General features: G+C 67.9%; 16 protein-coding genes. 9 read left to right on the top strand and 7 right to left on the bottom strand.

Features of this window, described 5'->3' with window-relative positions; all coding sequences use genetic code 11:
* The first annotated feature begins 214 nt into the window (after positions 1-214).
* The 4 genes from ACT54L_RS10645 to ACT54L_RS10660 all read left to right on the top strand — a co-directional run bounded on the left by ACT54L_RS10645 (position 215) and on the right by ACT54L_RS10660 (position 3,178).
* A complete protein-coding gene (locus ACT54L_RS10645; RefSeq protein ID WP_476085552.1) occupies positions 215-1,150 on the top strand; it encodes a hydroxyacid dehydrogenase in 936 nt (311 codons plus the stop codon).
* A complete protein-coding gene (locus ACT54L_RS10650; RefSeq protein WP_476085553.1) occupies positions 1,147-2,151 on the top strand; it encodes an Ldh family oxidoreductase in 1,005 nt (334 codons plus the stop codon). Before ACT54L_RS10645 ends, ACT54L_RS10650 begins: the two co-directional genes overlap by 4 nt.
* Before the next feature lie 104 nt (positions 2,152-2,255).
* The gene (locus ACT54L_RS10655) at positions 2,256-2,699 is read left to right on the top strand and encodes an antitoxin Xre/MbcA/ParS toxin-binding domain-containing protein (protein ID WP_476085772.1); all 444 of its coding nucleotides are present in this window, start codon (positions 2,256-2,258) and stop codon (positions 2,697-2,699) included.
* Positions 2,696-3,178 (top strand): RES family NAD+ phosphorylase, encoded by a 483-nt coding sequence (locus ACT54L_RS10660; protein WP_476085554.1) that lies wholly within the window; start codon positions 2,696-2,698, stop codon positions 3,176-3,178. The genes ACT54L_RS10655 and ACT54L_RS10660 overlap by 4 nt, the downstream gene beginning before the upstream one ends.
* A gap of 65 nt (positions 3,179-3,243) precedes the next feature.
* On the opposite strand, the gene ACT54L_RS10665 is transcribed toward ACT54L_RS10660, so the two are convergent.
* Together ACT54L_RS10665 and ACT54L_RS10670 are read right to left on the bottom strand one after the other, a co-directional pair.
* A complete protein-coding gene (locus ACT54L_RS10665; RefSeq protein ID WP_476085555.1) occupies positions 3,244-4,518 on the bottom strand; it encodes a UxaA family hydrolase in 1,275 nt (424 codons plus the stop codon).
* A gap of 7 nt (positions 4,519-4,525) precedes the next feature.
* Positions 4,526-4,813, bottom strand: a complete 288-nt coding sequence (locus tag ACT54L_RS10670) for a UxaA family hydrolase (protein ID WP_476085556.1) — start codon at positions 4,811-4,813, stop codon at positions 4,526-4,528.
* A 332-nt stretch (positions 4,814-5,145) separates the two neighbouring features.
* Here ACT54L_RS10670 and ACT54L_RS10675 point away from each other — a divergent pair, with 332 nt between their 5' ends.
* A complete protein-coding gene (locus ACT54L_RS10675) occupies positions 5,146-6,117 on the top strand; it encodes a tripartite tricarboxylate transporter substrate-binding protein (RefSeq protein WP_476085557.1) in 972 nt (323 codons plus the stop codon).
* Between the two features lie 63 nt (positions 6,118-6,180).
* Here the strand turns inward: ACT54L_RS10675 and ACT54L_RS10680 are convergent, their stop codons facing one another.
* Genes ACT54L_RS10680 through ACT54L_RS10695 form a run of 4 tightly spaced genes read right to left on the bottom strand, consistent with a single transcriptional unit; the run spans position 6,181 to position 10,083 of the window.
* Entirely contained in the window at positions 6,181-7,110 is a 930-nt protein-coding gene (locus ACT54L_RS10680) for a dihydrodipicolinate synthase family protein (RefSeq protein ID WP_476085558.1), read from the bottom strand.
* Between the two features lie 56 nt (positions 7,111-7,166).
* Positions 7,167-8,165, bottom strand: coding sequence for a TRAP transporter substrate-binding protein (locus ACT54L_RS10685; protein WP_476085559.1), 999 nt, complete (start codon positions 8,163-8,165; stop codon positions 7,167-7,169).
* 30 nt (positions 8,166-8,195) lie between these two features.
* On the bottom strand, positions 8,196-9,461 hold the full coding sequence (locus ACT54L_RS10690) for a TRAP transporter large permease (RefSeq protein ID WP_476085560.1): 1,266 nt from the start codon (positions 9,459-9,461) through the stop codon (positions 8,196-8,198).
* Position 9,462: 1 nt separating this feature from the next.
* A complete protein-coding gene (locus ACT54L_RS10695) occupies positions 9,463-10,083 on the bottom strand; it encodes a TRAP transporter small permease (RefSeq protein ID WP_476085561.1) in 621 nt (206 codons plus the stop codon).
* A gap of 111 nt (positions 10,084-10,194) precedes the next feature.
* Here ACT54L_RS10695 and ACT54L_RS10700 point away from each other — a divergent pair, with 111 nt between their 5' ends.
* Positions 10,195-10,854: a GntR family transcriptional regulator gene (locus tag ACT54L_RS10700; RefSeq protein ID WP_476085562.1), complete on the top strand. Its 660-nt coding sequence runs from the start codon at positions 10,195-10,197 to the stop codon at positions 10,852-10,854.
* 16 nt (positions 10,855-10,870) lie between these two features.
* Here the strand turns inward: ACT54L_RS10700 and ACT54L_RS10705 are convergent, their stop codons facing one another.
* Positions 10,871-11,725 (bottom strand): glutaminyl-peptide cyclotransferase, encoded by an 855-nt coding sequence (locus ACT54L_RS10705; protein ID WP_476085563.1) that lies wholly within the window; start codon positions 11,723-11,725, stop codon positions 10,871-10,873.
* A 253-nt stretch (positions 11,726-11,978) separates the two neighbouring features.
* Here ACT54L_RS10705 and kdsA point away from each other — a divergent pair, with 253 nt between their 5' ends.
* The 3 genes from kdsA to ACT54L_RS10720 are packed head-to-tail and all read left to right on the top strand — an operon-like array spanning position 11,979 to position 14,557.
* Positions 11,979-12,830: a 3-deoxy-8-phosphooctulonate synthase gene (gene kdsA / locus ACT54L_RS10710; protein WP_476085564.1), complete on the top strand. Its 852-nt coding sequence runs from the start codon at positions 11,979-11,981 to the stop codon at positions 12,828-12,830.
* Positions 12,827-13,564 (top strand): 3-deoxy-manno-octulosonate cytidylyltransferase, encoded by a 738-nt coding sequence (locus ACT54L_RS10715; protein ID WP_476085565.1) that lies wholly within the window; start codon positions 12,827-12,829, stop codon positions 13,562-13,564. The genes kdsA and ACT54L_RS10715 overlap by 4 nt, the downstream gene beginning before the upstream one ends.
* Positions 13,565-14,557: a KpsF/GutQ family sugar-phosphate isomerase gene (locus tag ACT54L_RS10720; RefSeq protein WP_476085566.1), complete on the top strand. Its 993-nt coding sequence runs from the start codon at positions 13,565-13,567 to the stop codon at positions 14,555-14,557.
* Positions 14,558-14,588: the final 31 nt, after the last annotated feature.

Here is a 14,588-nt window from a genome sequence, read left to right on the forward strand (position 1 = left end):
GCCCCGCCAAGCGGCGCACGATGAGAGCTTGCGCATGCGCGGGCGTGGCAGGAGGTTGATGCATCTCCCGAAACCGCCTTCGCCCCAACGCTGCGCGCCCCCCGATCTTGTCCCGCTCTTATATCTTATATATGATAGCAAAATTCATCGGCCGTTCCAGCGATTTCCTTAAGCGCCCCGGCCTCCTCCCGTTCTGCATCCGCACGGACCGTCCATGCCCGATATCGTCGTCACCGAATTCATGGATGAGAGCGCGCTCGCGCCGCTGCGCGCCGCCTATGACCTTGTCTATGACCCCACCCTCGTGGATCGCCCGGCGGACCTTGCCGCCGTGGTGCCGCAGGTGCGCGCGCTGATCGTGCGCAACCGCACCCAGGTGCGCGGCGCCTTGCTGGAGGGGGCGGCCAAGCTGGAAGTGGTGGGGCGGCTCGGCGTCGGCCTCGACAATATCGACGTGGAGGCCTGCCGCGCCCGCAACATCAAGGTCTGCCCCGCCACCGGCGCCAATGACCTTTCGGTGGCTGAATATGTGATCTGCGGCGTGCTGATGCTGCTGCGCGGCGCCTATTTCGCCACCGCCGAGGTGGCCGATGGCGGCTGGCCGCGCAACCGCCTCATGGGGCGGGAGGCGAGCGGGCGCACGCTCGGCCTCGTCGGCTTCGGCGCCATCGCCCGGGAGGTCGCCCGCCGCGCCGTGGCGCTGGGCATGCAGGTGGTGGCCTATGATCCCTTCCTGCCCGCCGATCATGCCGCCTTCGCCGAGCACCAGGCCCGCCCCGTCTCGCTGGAAGCGCTGCTGGCTGAAAGCGATGCCGTGAGCCTGCATGTGCCGCTGACCGACGCCACGCGCGGCCTCATTGGACCCGACGCGCTCGCCCGCATGCGCGCCGATGCGGTGCTCATCAATGCCGCCCGCGGTGGCGTGGTGGACGAGGCGGCGCTGGCGGATGCGCTTAAGGCCAAGCGCCTGGGTGGGGCCATGCTGGACGTGTTCGACCGCGAGCCCTTGCCCGGCGGCGGGCCGCTGGTGGGGGTGCCCAACCTCATTCTCACCCCGCACATTGCCGGCGTGACCGAGGAATCCAACGTGCGCGTCAGCGCCGTGATCGCCCGCGATGTGGCCCGCGTGCTGGAGGCGCCCCGTTCATGAGCGTCGCCCTGACCCTCGACGAAGCCCGCGCCCTCGCCGTCGCCGTGCTGGAAAAGGCCGGCACCAGCCCCGCCAATGCCCGCGCTGTGGCGGACGCCTTGGTGGAGGCGGAGGCGGACGGCATTGCCAGCCACGGCCTCTCGCGCCTGCCCGCCTATGCGGACCAGGTGGCCTCCGGCAAGGTGGATGGCGCCGCCGTGCCCGTCCTCACCTGGACCGCCTCGGCCGCGCTGCGGGTGGATGCGGCCACTGGCTTCGCCTTCCCCGCCATCGCCGCCGGCCTTGATGCGGCGGCCGAGCGGGTGAGGGAGACCGGGATTGCCTCCGTCTCCGTGTTCCGCTCCCACCATGCGGGCGTGCTCGGCCATCATGCGGAGCGCATGGCGCAGCAGGGCCTCGCCTGCCTGGCCTTCACCAATTCGCCGTCGGCCATCGCGCCCTGGGGCGGGTCGGTGGGGCTGTTCGGCACCAATCCGGTGGCCTTCGCCGTGCCGCGCCTGGAGGCGGCGCCGCTCGTCATCGACGCCTCGCTCAGCAAGGTGGCGCGCGGCAAGATCATGGTGGCCGCCCAGAAGGGCGAGCCGATCCCCGATGACTGGGCGCTGGACGTGAACGGCAAGCCGACCACGGACGCCAAGGCGGCATTGGCGGGCACCATGGTGCCCATGGGCGATGCCAAGGGCGCGGCCCTGGTGCTGATGGTGGAGGTGCTGGCCGCGGCGCTGACCGGCGGACAGTTCGGCTTCGAGGCGTCCTCCTTCTTCACCGCCGACGGGCCATCCCCCGCCATCGGCCATCTCTTCCTGGTGATGGACCCGGCGCGTCTCGGCGGGCCCGAGGCGCTGGCCCGGCTGGAGGTGCTGCTCTCCGCCATCCTGGCGCAGGAGGGCACCCGCCTGCCCGGCGACCGGCGCCTTGGGTTGCGGCAGAAGGCGGAGGCGGCGGGCATCACCGTGCCGGATGCGCTGGCGGCCGATCTGCGGGCGCGGGCGCAAGCCTGACCCGTCAAGGGGCCGGCGCCTCCCGCCGGACCCGCCTTGCGGATGGCCTCGATTGAGACTATTTTTAGTCTCGAATGAACCGGAGGCCGATCGTGACTGCCCATATGCATGGCGCCCAGGCCGTCGCGCAGACGGTGACGCAGGTGCTCGGCCTGCCCGCACGGGAGGCGCAGGTGCCTTCGCCCTTCGACCTGATGGCAAAGATCGAATTGGGCCTCCCCTTGCGGGCGCTGGAGCGCATGTCGGCCTTGCTGGCGCCGGGCGATGCGCAGTTCAAGTATCGCCTGGTACCCAAGGCCACCTATGAGCGTCGCAAGGCCTCCCACCGCCTCAATGCGGAGGAGGGGACGCGCCTGGCGCGCCTTGCCCGGGTGTGGGGGCTGGCGCTGGATGTGTGGCGGGACGAGAAGGAGGCGCGCGACTTCCTCTTCCGCCCCCATGCCATGCTGGAGGACGAGCGGCCCATCGATCTCGTCATCCGCAGCGAGATCGGTGCCGAGCTGGTGCTGGAACTGCTGGGCCGGCTGAAATACGGCACCGCTGCGTGAGCGGGCAGATTCTGGACCGGACGCTGACCTGCTACCGGATCGGCGATCCCGACGGTGCCTTCCCCATTTTCGACGCCACAGGCTCGACGCTCGCCCCCGGCCGCTGGAACACGCCGGGCAGCCCGCTCATCTATGCGGCCGAGCATTATTCCACCGCGCTGCTGGAAAAGCTGGCCCATGGCAGCGGCCGCTTGCCGCCCAACCAGCATTTCATCACCATCACCGTGCCGCGCGGCGTGACCTATGAGGTGTTCTCGGAACCGGCGCATCCCGGCAGGGATGCCTTGCCGTCGGGCGTAGCGAAACGGTTCGGCGAGCGCTGGTGCCAGGAGCGGCGCAGCGCCATCCTGCTTGTGCCTTCCATGGTGGCGCGGCTCGACGCCAATATCCTCATCAATCCGGCCCATCCGGAGTTTCATCTCATCACCACCAGCCTCCACCAGCCGGTCTTCTGGGACCGGCGGCTGTTCGGCGGCTGAGGCGCGCAAAGAAAAAGGGCGCCGGCCGAAATGGCCGACGCCCTCTTGTCTGACGCGGTGGTCGATCAGGCGCTGCGATAGAGCTTGGTCATCACGAATTCGCGGTGGCCGAGGCTCTCGGCGGCCGTGAGGCGGCCGTTGGCGGTGCGGATAATCATGTCGATCAGCGCATCGCCCGCCTGCGGGATGGTCATGTCGCGGCGGAGCACGCCGGACACGTCCACGTCGATATGCTCGCCCATGGTGCGGATGGTGCGCGGGTTGCCGGAGATCTTGATCACCGGAACGATGGGATTGCCGATCACATTGCCCTGCCCGGTGGGGAAGGTGTGGACCACATAGCCCGCCGCCGCCATCAGGGTCACGCACTCAGCCGCGGCCGAGGAGGTGTCCATGTAATAGAGGCCCGGTCCCTTCGCGGGGGCCTCGGCGGGCTCCAGCGCGTCGATATATTTGCACTCGCGGCCGATCTTCTCGAGATTGCCGAGGGCCTTTTCCTCGATGGTGGTCAGGCCGCCGGCAATATTGCCCTTGGTGGGCTGGCTGTCGGACAGATCGTTGGTCTTGTGGGCCTCGATCACGTCTTCCTGGTAGGCCTTCCACATCTTGTACCACTTTTCGGCGATCTCCGGGGTCGCCGCGCGCTCCTTGCACAGGTGTTCGGCACCGGTGATTTCGGAGGTCTCGCCGAACACGCCATAGATGCCGTGCGGGATCAGCTTGTCATACATGTTGCCCACGGTGGGGCAGGAGGACAGGCCGGTGGTGGTGTCGCTCTCGCCGCACTTGGTGGAGACCCACAGCTCGGAGATGGAGCAGGTCTCGCGCGGCAGCTCGGTGGCCCACTGCACGAACTTCTTGGCCTGGTAGGAGGCCTTGGCGATGGTGGCGATGTCGCCGTTCAGCTCGATGCCGAAGCCCACCACCGGCTTGCCGGTCTTGGCGATGCCCTCGACCACGCGGTTGGTCCACTGATCCTCGATGCCGATCACCACCACGGCGGCCACATTGGGGTTGGAGCCGATGCCGATGAGGGTGCGGAAGTGGATTTCCAGGTCTTCGCCGAACTGGAGCCGGCCATAGGCGTGGGGAAGGGCCATGGTGCCCTTCACATTGTTGGCCACCGCCTCGCAGGCGGCGTTGGACAGGTCGTCCAGGGGCAGGATCACCACATGGTTGCGCACGCCGACGCGGCCGTTTTCACGGCGCCAGCCGGAGAAGGTCGCATTCTTGTAATCGGCAGAGGCGAGCGTGGTGGGCGTGGCCTTGGTCACGAACTGGTCGGGGGCGCCGCCATTGAAGGGGTTGGGCGCGGTCTGGGCGTGGAACATTTCGGACATGGCGACCTCACCAGCGCTTGGTCTTGGCGTTATGAACATGGACATGCTCGCCGGTGGCGATGTCCGCCTTGGCGATGCCGATGTCCTGGCCGTACTTCCAGATGGTGTCGCCGGCCTTGATGTCGGTGAGCGCCACCTTGTGGCCGATGGGAACGTCCATCTTGGCGGTCAGGTGGAACGCCGAATTGTCGTGGGTGACCACGCACAGCATGTCGGTGCCGGCCTTCAGGCCCTCCACCACCACCACGCCGACGGTGTCTTTCTTTTCGTGAACCAACAGATGCGGCGCACTCACGCTTGCCTCCTCAGTCTCCAGGACCCGGCCGGTCTTTGGGCGGTCTCCTGACGCATGTTCCCGCGGATCGCCGGATGGACGAACCAGTTGCGAACCGTGAAGTCTTCTATAAGATATAGGACATAGGAGTCAATGCGGCTCGCAAAATTGTCCGGCCGCAAAGACGCCGGCCGCCCGCTCCGGGCGGTGGGGTGGGGAGGGAAAACGACGGTGCCATGCGGGTTTGCGCCCGATCGGCCACCGTCCGCCGCCATGCCCGCCCCGAACGTGAACCGGACGACCCGCATCAGACAGGGTCGCCGGCAGGGATGGACGTTCAGGGAGGAAAGAGGATGAAGTCAGTGTTGAGGACCCTTGCGGCCGGCCTCTTCGGGCTCGCCATGGCCGGCGGGGCGGCGCAGGCGGAGACATTCCCGAGCCGCACCATCACCATGGTCGTGCCGTTCGCCGCCGGCGGTCCGAGCGATGCCATCGCCCGCCTGCTGGCCCAGTCCATGTCCGGCACGCTCGGCCAGCAGGTGATCGTGGAAAACATCGCGGGCGCCGGTGGCACCACCGCCGCGGGCCGCGTCGCCAAGTCGACGCCGGACGGCTACACCATGATGATCCATCATGTGGCGCTCGCCGCCTCCGCCGCGCTTTATCGCAGCCTGCCCTACGACACGCTGGGCGCCTTCGAGACCGTGGGCCTCGTCAATTACGGGCCCATGGTGGTGCTGTCCAAGAAGGATTATCCCGCCAATACGGCGGCGGAACTGCTGGCCCGGCTGAAGGCGGAAGGCAACAAGACCACCATCGCCCATGCGGGCGTGGGCTCGAATGCCTATCTGTGCGGCGTGCTGCTCCAGAAGGCGCTGGGCGTGCAGTTCACGGAAGTGGGCTATCGCGGCACGGGGCCGGCCATGAACGACCTCATGGGCGGCCAGGTCGACATATTGTGCGACCAGTCCACCACTGCGGTGCCGCAGGTGACGGCCAAGACGGTGAAGGGCTTTGCCGTGACCTCGGCCGAGCGCGTGCCGGTGCTGAAAGACCTGCCCACCCTCCAGGAAGCCGGCCTGAAGGGCTTCGACTTCATCATCTGGCACGCCCTCTATGTGCCCAAGGGCACGCCGGCGGACGTGGTGGCCAAGCTGAACGGCGCCCTCCAGAAGGCACTGGACGATGCCACCATCCAGGCCCGCTTCGCCGACGTGGGGACCACCGTCTTCCCCGTGGCCGAGCGCACCACCCAGGCCCACCGCAAGCGCTTCGAGGCGGAAGTGGCCACCTGGAAGTCGGCCATCCCGACGCCGGTGCAGTGAGGCGGGGGGTTACGGTCCTCTGAAAAAGGCAACGCCCGGTCCGCGCGGACCGGGCGTTTTCGTTCAGGCCGCGACCTTCAGGCCCACTTCCGGCAGCGCCGGGCGGGTGGCCAGGGCGGCGGCCATGAGGGCCTCGATCTCGGCCTTTTCCTTCTCGGGCAGCTCCAGGCGCGGCGGGCGGGTGCGCCAAGTGCCGCGGCCCATGATGTGCTCGCACAGCTTGATGCACTGGACGAGGTCCGGGCGGGCATCCAGGTGCAGCAGCGGCATGAACCACTCGTACAGCGACATGGCCTCGGAAAAGCGGCCCTGCTTGGCGAGGCGGAACAGCGTCTCGCCCTCGCGCGGGAAGGCGTTGGACATGCCGGACACCCAGCCCACCGCGCCCATGGCGATGCTCTCCACCACCACGTCGTCGAGGCCGGCGAACATCACGAAGCGGTCGCCCACCTTGTTGCGCACGTCGATGAAGCGGCGCGTGTCGCCCGAGCTCTCCTTGAAGCAGACGATGGTCTCCACGTCCGCCAGCATGGCCAGGATGTCGGGGGTGACGTCGTTCTTGTAGATGGGCGGGTTGTTATAGACCATGACCGGCAGATCGGTCGCCTTGGCCACGCCCCGGAAATGGGCGGCGGTCTCGTGGGGCTTGGAGGAATAGACCAGAGCCGGCATGACCATGATGCCGTCGAGGCCGACCCGCGCGGCTTCCTTGGCGGTGTCGGCGGCGAAGGCGGTGGTGAATTCGGCGATGCCGCAGATCACCGGAACGCGGCCGGCGGCGGTGGACTTGGCGGCCTCCATGAGGGAGACCTTCTCGGCCGTGGTCAGCGAGCAATTCTCGCCCACCGTGCCGCAGATGATGAGGCCGGACACGCCGTCCTTGATGAGGGCGTCCATGACGCCGGCCGTGGCTTCCACGTCGACGGAGAGGTCCTCGCGGAACTGGGTGGTGACGGCGGGAAACACGCCTTCCCAGGTGATCTTGGGCGTCATGGCTCGTTGGGTCCTTCGGGAAATGGGAGGCGGGCGCGGCCCGCCCCGTTGGGGGATCAGAGGGTCGCGCCGACCTTGCGCAGCTCGGCGAGGATGGGGGCCTTGGGCAGCCAGATCTTGTCGTATTCGGCGATGATGGTCTTGGTCTCGGCATCGCCCACCTTGGCCTCGCGCATGGCGATGCCGGTGCCCTTGAACTTCTCGATCAGCACCGGCTCGTTCACCACCGTCTCTTCCACCTGGGCGTCGAGGGCGGCCTTGGTGGCCTTGGTGATGAGCGCCTTGTCCTCGGCCGACAGGCCCTGCCACACGCGGCCCGAGACCAGGGCGACGCAGGGCATGAAGATGGCGTTCATGCGCAGCATGGTCTTCGACACCTTGTCGAAGCGCTGGTTCCAGGAGAAGTCGAGGTCCGCCTCCAGGCCGTCCACCTGCCCGTTGCTCATGGCATCGAACACCTGCGGGGTGGGAATGGGGGTCGGGGCGGCGCCGAGCAGCTGGTAGAAGTCCTTGTAGGCCGGCGTCGTATTGATGCGCAGCTTCATGCCCTTGAGGTCGGAAATGCCCTCGATGGGCTTGGCCGTGAACACCACCCGCATGGTGGTGATGCCCCAGGCCAGTCCCACCGTGCCGGTCTCGCGCGGCAGGAGGTCGAACAGGCTCATGGCCACCGGCGTCTTCACCAGCTTGGCCACCTTGGCGGTGGAATCCACGATCCAGGGCGCGTTGATGGCGGCGATGGCGGGCACGCGCGAGCCGAGCTCGGCGGTCATGATGAAGCCCATGTCGAGGGCGCCGGTCTGCATCTGCTGCAGCATGGCGCCTTCATTGCCCAACTGGCCGGAGGGGAAGACGGTGATGGACAGGCGGCCATTGGTCTCCTTCTTCAGCGTCTCGCCCACCTTGATGGCGGCCTCGTTCCAGGGGTGGCCGGGGGGCGTGATGATGCCGAGGCGGAAATCCTTCGCCTGGGCGCGCGCGATGCCGGGCGCGGCGAGGGGAAGGGCGGCGCCTGCCGCTGCGGCAAGCATGAAGCGTCGACGGTCGAGGGTCATGGCAGGCTCCTGGAAGGTTTTGGAGGTTTGTTATTTGGTCAGTGCGGTCGACAGGACCGGGAACAGGGACAACAGCACCAGCAGCCCGCAGGCGGCGAAGAAGAAGGGCAAGGTGACGATGAACATCTTGCCGGGCTTGGCCCCCGTCACCGCCGAGGCGACGAAGAAGCACAGGCCGACCGGGGGCGAGAGGAAGCCCAGCACCAGGTTGATGACCACCACGACGCCGAAATGGATGGGGTCGATGTGATAGACCTCGGTGGCGATGGGCAGCAGGATCGGCACGGTCATGATGAGGCCGGGCGCGCCGTCGATCACCGTGCCGATGACCAGCAGCACCACGTTGAGCAGCAGCATGAAGGTGACGGGATCGTGCGCCGCGCCCTGCACCCAGCCGGCCACTTCCTGCGGCACCTTGGCGTAGATGAGCACCCAGGTGAACACCGCCGCCGCCGCCACCAGGAACAGCACCGCCGCCGAATAGATGCCGGCGCGCAGGAACATGCCGGGCAGCTGCGAGAATTTCAGCTCCTTGATCCAGTAGCGGCCCACCAGCACCGAGGCGACCGCGCCAATGACGGCGGATTCGGTGGCGTTGGCGAGGCCCGAAAGGATGGAGCCGACAATGACGAACGGGATCAGCAGGGTGGGCGCGGTGTCCAGCACCACGGCGAAGCGCCGGCGCAGCGACATCTTCTCGCCGCGCGGATAATTATAGACGAGGCCCATGAGCGCGATGACGATGCAGAACAGGCCGGTCAAGAGCACGCCGGGAATGATGCCCGCCACCAGCATGTCGGAGACCGGCACCTGGGCCATCACCGAATAGATGACGAACATGATGGAGGGCGGGATGATGGGCCCCAGCATGCCCGCATAGGCGGTCAATCCGGCGGCGAAGGTCTTATCGTAGCCCTTCTTCTCCATCTCCGGCACCAGGATCTGGGACATGATGGCCACCTGCGCGGTGGCCGAGCCCAGGATCGAGGACACCAACATGTTGGCGACCATGTTCACATAGGCGAGGCCCCCCTTGATGGAGCCCACGAACGCCATGGACAAATCGATGATGCGCCGGGTGATGCCGCCGCCATTCATCAGTTCGCCGATGAGGATGAAGAGGGGGATGGCGATGAGGCCGTAGCTGTCGACGCCGCCGAACAATTGTGTGGGAAAGGTCTGGTAGAGCAGCGGGTTGCCGGTGGCCTGGATGAACACGATACAGGTCAGGCACAGGCACAGGCTGATGGGCAGGCCCACCAGCATGAGCGCGACGAAGGCGGCGGTGGAGATCATGTCAGCTCACCCCTTCCGCCGAGCCGAGGCTGGCTTCACGCACCGGCGGGGTGACCCATTCCAGGTCTTCCAGCAGGTTGGCGAGGCCGTGCACCACCAGCGAGAGTGCGAAGATGGGCATGATCAGGCTCACCAGCCAGGTGGGCCAGCGCAGGGTCTGGGTCTGCTCGGTGTAGAGAAAGTTGAAGGTCTGCGCGGCGTGCTCGCGGGCGTCGAAGCCGGCCGCCGCGATGCCCACGGGGTCCATCCACACCCAGCACATGGCGGCGAGCGCGCCGCCGAAGAAGACCAGGAGCGCGGTGGAGATGACCCGCGCCACCTTGGCCTGGGCCGGGGACAGGCGCTCGGTGAGCAGCGTCACCGAAAAGTCGAGCCGCAGCCGGCTCATGGCGGAGGCGCCCACGAAGGTCAGCCACACCACCGTGTAGATGGAAGCCTCGTCCACCCAATAGAGCGGCAGGCCGGAATAGCGCGTCACCACGTTCAGCATAATCAGGCCGGTGAGCAGCATCATCAGCCCGGTGACCGCCTTGCGCTCCACCTTCAGCAGGGCCTCGGAGGCGCAAGTGACCAAACGGAATGCGTCCGCCGGCCCCTGCCGTGGCTGGGTTGCTGCTGTCATTGCTCGCTCGCTGGTCAGGCCTAAAAATAGGGCTTTCGTCAGCAATGTAGATTTTATACATTTTCGGCGTCAACGGCTTTTTCGCACTTTTTTCATTCCCTGGATGCCGACATGAATCCGCGCCTCAAACACCGCACTTTGTCGGCCGCCATCGTGGATGAGCTGCGTCGCGCCATCCTGGGCGGGACCTATGCGGCGGGGACGTCCCTGCGGCAGGATGCGCTCGCCGAGGCCTATGGGGTCAGCCGCATTCCCGTGCGCGAGGCGCTGTTCCAGTTGGAGGCGGAAGGCCTGGTGCGGATGGTGCCCCAGAAGGGGGCCATCGTTTCAGAACTGTCGCTGGACGAGATCAATGACGTGTTCCAGCTGCGCGCCATCCTGGAGCCGCGTCTCCTGGGCGCCTCGGCGGGCGCCTTCACCGAGGGGGATTTCGCCAAGCTCGACGACATCCAGGCCCGCTTCGTCGCCGCTACCAAGGCCCGCGACGTCGCCAGCTTCGGCGTGCTGAACGCCGAGTTCCATCTGGCACTCTACGCCCATGCGGTGCTCCCCCGCACCCAGGGCATCGTCGTGTCCCTGCTGCAGACTTCGGACCGCTACACCCGCGTGCAATTGTCCAGCCGCGAGGCCATGGCGGTGGCGGTGCGCGAGCATGCCGAGCTGATCGGCCTGTGCCGGGCGCGGGACGTGGCGGGGGCTTGCGCGCTCCTGAAGGCCCATATCGAGACCGTGCATTCCGACCTGCTGCGGGTGGTCTCCCGCACGCCGTGACGGGTCGGGACGGCCTTCAGGATTTGGCGAACGGCACCAGTTCGATCTCCCACAGATGCGGCCAGCATTTTCCTGTCACGATGAGCCGCCGGGTCTCCTCGTTCCAGGCGATGCCGTTCAGCACCAGGGGATAGGTCAGGCGGGCGGGGTCGGGATTGAGGCCGGTCAGGTCGATCCAGGCGCTGAGCGCACCGGTCGCGGGGTCGATCACGGCGATATAGGGCGTCTGCCAGACATTGGCATAAAGCGCCCCCTCCACATATTCCATCTCATTGAGGAAGCCGACCGCGCCGAACGTGTCGTGCGCATAGATCTTGCGGACCTCCTTGAAGGTGGCGGGATCGCGGAAGGCCACCGCCGACGAGCCGTCGCTCATGAGAAGATGGGTGCCGTCATGGGTCAGGCCCCAGCCCTGGGCGCCGAAGGTGAAGCTCGCCTTCGGGGCGAGCGTGGCGCGGTCATAGGCCAGGGCGAGATTGGACAGATAGGTCAGCTGATAGACCCGGTCGCCCATCACCGTGACGCCCTCGCCGAACTCGGTGGCGGGCAGGCCGACCTGCCGGATCACCCGGCCGCTCGCCAGGTCCCATTCCACGACGCGAGACTGGCCATAAAGGCCGGTACCCTCGAAGATGGAAGCGCCCACCTTCACCAGGCCCTCCGTATAGGCGCTGGCATCATGGGGATAGATCCGCGCCACCTTGAAGCCGAACACCGGGATCGCCGTCTGGTCGTGGATGCGGCCGGACGGAAAGGCGTCGTGGCCGTGGGGCAGGGCCTCCCCGCCCTGGCCTCGCGCGGGCCGGGGCTGGAGGGCGGAAGCGGCGGCGAAAAAGGCGGTGGCGCCCAGGGCAGCGGCTCCCGTGGTCACGAAGCGACGGCGCGTCGTACCGCCCTCTGCGCCCCCGCTGGAGGGCGCCCCCCTTTCCGCCATCGTGCCTCAGCCCCCGCGGCCCTTGACCCCCGCCGTGCGCCGGCGGGCGAAGGGGGCACTTTCCCTGTCCTGCGCAACCTTGTCCACTGCCCGCCGCGCTGCCCTCCTGCCATTCCTCCCGCCTTGCCCTTGCCACGCGGCCAGCGTTAAGGATGCGCGGGCGCACGCTGCGCCTCAGCGAGAACGAGCCTTGACCCTGTCCCCCCATTCCGTCGTGCCCGTTGGACCCGTCCGCTTCGGCAACCATCTGCCGCTGGCGGTGATCGCCGGCCCGTGCCAGCTGGAAAGCCGCGCCCATGCCCTGGAAGTGGCGGGCGCGCTGAAGGAGATCGCGGACCGCCTCGGCATCGGCCTCGTCTACAAGACCTCCTTCGACAAGGCCAACCGCACCAGCGCCGGCGCCCAGCGGGGTCTCGGCCTGGAAAAATCCCTGCCCATCTTCGCCGAGATCCGCGAGAGCCTGGGCCTGCCCGTGCTCACCGACGTGCACGATGCCGCCCAGTGCGCCGATGTCGCGCAGGCGGTGGACGTGCTCCAGATCCCCGCCTTCCTGTGCCGGCAGACCGACCTCTTGCTCGCCGCTGCCGCCACCGGGCGGGTGGTGAATGTGAAGAAGGGCCAGTTCCTCGCCCCCTGGGACATGGCTAATGTGCTGGACAAGATCGTGGGCGGCGGCAATCCCAATGTGCTGCTCACCGATCGCGGCACCTCCTTCGGCTACAACACCCTGGTGTCCGATTTCCGCGGCCTGCCCATCATGGCCCGCACCGGCGCGCCGGTGATTTTCGATGCCACCCATTCCGTGCAGCAGCCGGGCGGGCAGGGCACCAGCTCCGGCGGCCAGCGGGAATTCGTGCCGGTCCTCTCCCGCGCGGCGGTGGCGGTGGGGGTGGCCGGCCTCTTCATCGAGACCCATCCCGATCCCGACCATGCTCCCTCCGACGGTCCCAACATGGTGCCGCTCAGGGAATTCGAGCCGCTGCTGCGCCAGCTCATGGCGCTGGATTCCCTGAGCAAGGCGCAGCTGTCGGGGGCCGCATGAGGCCGGTCGTTCTCATTCCCGCCCGCATGGCCTCCACCCGCCTGCCGGGCAAGCCGCTGGCGGACCTCAATGGCGAGCCCATGATCGTGGCCGTGTGGCGCCGGGCGCTGGAGGCGGATGTCGCCCCGGTCTGCGTCGCCACCGACACGCCGGAGATCGCCGAGGCCATCCGCGCCGTGGGCGGGCAGGCGGTGATGACCGCCGCCGACCATGCCTCGGGCTCCGACCGCATCTTCGAGGCGCTGGGCCGGCTCGATCCGGACGGGCGCTATGATGCCGTCATCAATGTGCAGGGCGACCTGCCCACGGTTGCCCCCGACACGCTCCGCGCCGCCGCGCTCCCGCTTGTGGATGCCGAGGTGGCCATCGGCACGGCGGTGGCCCTCATCACCCGCGCGGAGGAAAAAGAGGCCTCCAGCGTGGTGAAGATGGTGGGGTCGCCGCTGGGCGGCGGGCGCTTCCGCGCGCTCTATTTCACCCGCACCCGCGCGCCCTGGGGCGAGGGGCCGCTTTATCACCATATCGGCCTTTATGCCTGGCGCCGCAGCGCGCTGGCGCGCTTCGTGGCTCTGCCGCCCTCGGTGCTGGAGCAGCGCGAGAAGCTGGAGCAACTGCGGGCGCTTGAGGCGGGCATGCGCATCGATGCCATGGAAGTGGCCGAGGTGCCGCTGGGCGTCGACACGCCCGAGGACCTGGAGCGGGCGCGCGAGATGCTCGCGGCCCGGGGGATCTGAATGACCGACATCACCCATCCCCTCACCGCCCGCGACGAGGCCCGCCGCACGCTCGAACTGGAGAGCGATGGCCTCAACGCCCTGCGCGCCGCCATGGACGGGCCGCTGGGTGCGGCGGTGGAAGAAACCTGTGCCGCCATCCGCGCCGCCCAGGCCAAGAATGGCCGTGTCATCGTCACCGGCATGGGCAAGTCCGGCCATGTGGCGCGCAAGATCGCCGCCACCTTGGCCTCCACGGGCACCCAGGCCTATTTCGTCCATCCGGGCGAGGCGAGCCATGGCGATCTCGGCATGATCGGCACCGAGGACCTGGTGCTGGCTCTGTCCTGGTCGGGCGAAGCGCCGGAACTGGCTGACATCATCGTCTATACCCGGCGCTTCCAGGTGCCGCTGGTGGCGATCACGGCGCGCGCGGAAAGCGCGCTGGGCACGGCGGCGGACATTGCCTTGGTGCTGCCCGTCATGCCCGAGGCCTGCCCCAATGGCCTTGCCCCCACCACCTCCACGGTGATGCAGATGGCCATGGGCGATGCCATCGCCGTGGCGCTCCTGTCGCTGCGCGGCTTCACGGCACAGGATTTCCGCGAGTTCCATCCCGGCGGCAAGCTGGGCGCGCGGCTGCGCAAGGCGTCCGACCTCATGCATGCGGGCGAGGACGTGCCCCTGGTGCCGCTCGGCCTGCCGCTCTCGCAGGCCATCGTGGAGATGACCTCCAAGCGCTTCGGCGTCACCGGCGTGGTGGACCAGGACGGGCGCCTCGCTGGTGTCGTCACCGACGGCGACCTGCGCCGCGCATTCCGGGCCGGCTTCGTGGACCGGCCGGTGGACGAGGTGATGACCCGCGCACCGCGCACCGTCGCGCCGGACCTCCTGGCCCAGCAGGTGCTGGCGCTCCTGAACTCCGTGTCCATCACCTCGGTCTTCGTGGTGGAGGCCGGTCGCCCGGTGGGCATCGTCCACATCCACGATCTGCTGCGCGCCGGGGTGATGTGATGACCCTGTGGCGCCGGTCCGTGACCGGCGC

Source organism: Aquabacter sp. DMC10 (genome assembly GCF_056314145.1).

Excerpts from the sequence above, each read along its gene's own strand:
- ACT54L_RS10645 (WP_476085552.1), top strand. The coding sequence starts at position 215 with ATGCCCGATATCGTCGTCACCGAATTCATGGATGAGAGCGCGCTCGCG.
- ACT54L_RS10720 (WP_476085566.1), top strand. The coding sequence starts at position 13,565 with ATGACCGACATCACCCATCCCCTCACCGCCCGCGACGAGGCCCGCCGC.
- ACT54L_RS10700 (WP_476085562.1), top strand. The coding sequence starts at position 10,195 with ATGAATCCGCGCCTCAAACACCGCACTTTGTCGGCCGCCATCGTGGAT.
- ACT54L_RS10665 (WP_476085555.1), bottom strand. The coding sequence starts at position 4,518 with ATGTCCGAAATGTTCCACGCCCAGACCGCGCCCAACCCCTTCAATGGC.
- ACT54L_RS10675 (WP_476085557.1), top strand. The coding sequence starts at position 5,146 with ATGAAGTCAGTGTTGAGGACCCTTGCGGCCGGCCTCTTCGGGCTCGCC.
- ACT54L_RS10690 (WP_476085560.1), bottom strand. The coding sequence starts at position 9,461 with ATGATCTCCACCGCCGCCTTCGTCGCGCTCATGCTGGTGGGCCTGCCC.
- ACT54L_RS10680 (WP_476085558.1), bottom strand. The coding sequence starts at position 7,110 with ATGACGCCCAAGATCACCTGGGAAGGCGTGTTTCCCGCCGTCACCACC.
- ACT54L_RS10695 (WP_476085561.1), bottom strand. The coding sequence starts at position 10,083 with ATGACAGCAGCAACCCAGCCACGGCAGGGGCCGGCGGACGCATTCCGT.
- ACT54L_RS10655 (WP_476085772.1), top strand. The coding sequence starts at position 2,256 with ATGCATGGCGCCCAGGCCGTCGCGCAGACGGTGACGCAGGTGCTCGGC.
- ACT54L_RS10685 (WP_476085559.1), bottom strand. The coding sequence starts at position 8,165 with ATGACCCTCGACCGTCGACGCTTCATGCTTGCCGCAGCGGCAGGCGCC.
- ACT54L_RS10715 (WP_476085565.1), top strand. The coding sequence starts at position 12,827 with ATGAGGCCGGTCGTTCTCATTCCCGCCCGCATGGCCTCCACCCGCCTG.
- ACT54L_RS10650 (WP_476085553.1), top strand. The coding sequence starts at position 1,147 with ATGAGCGTCGCCCTGACCCTCGACGAAGCCCGCGCCCTCGCCGTCGCC.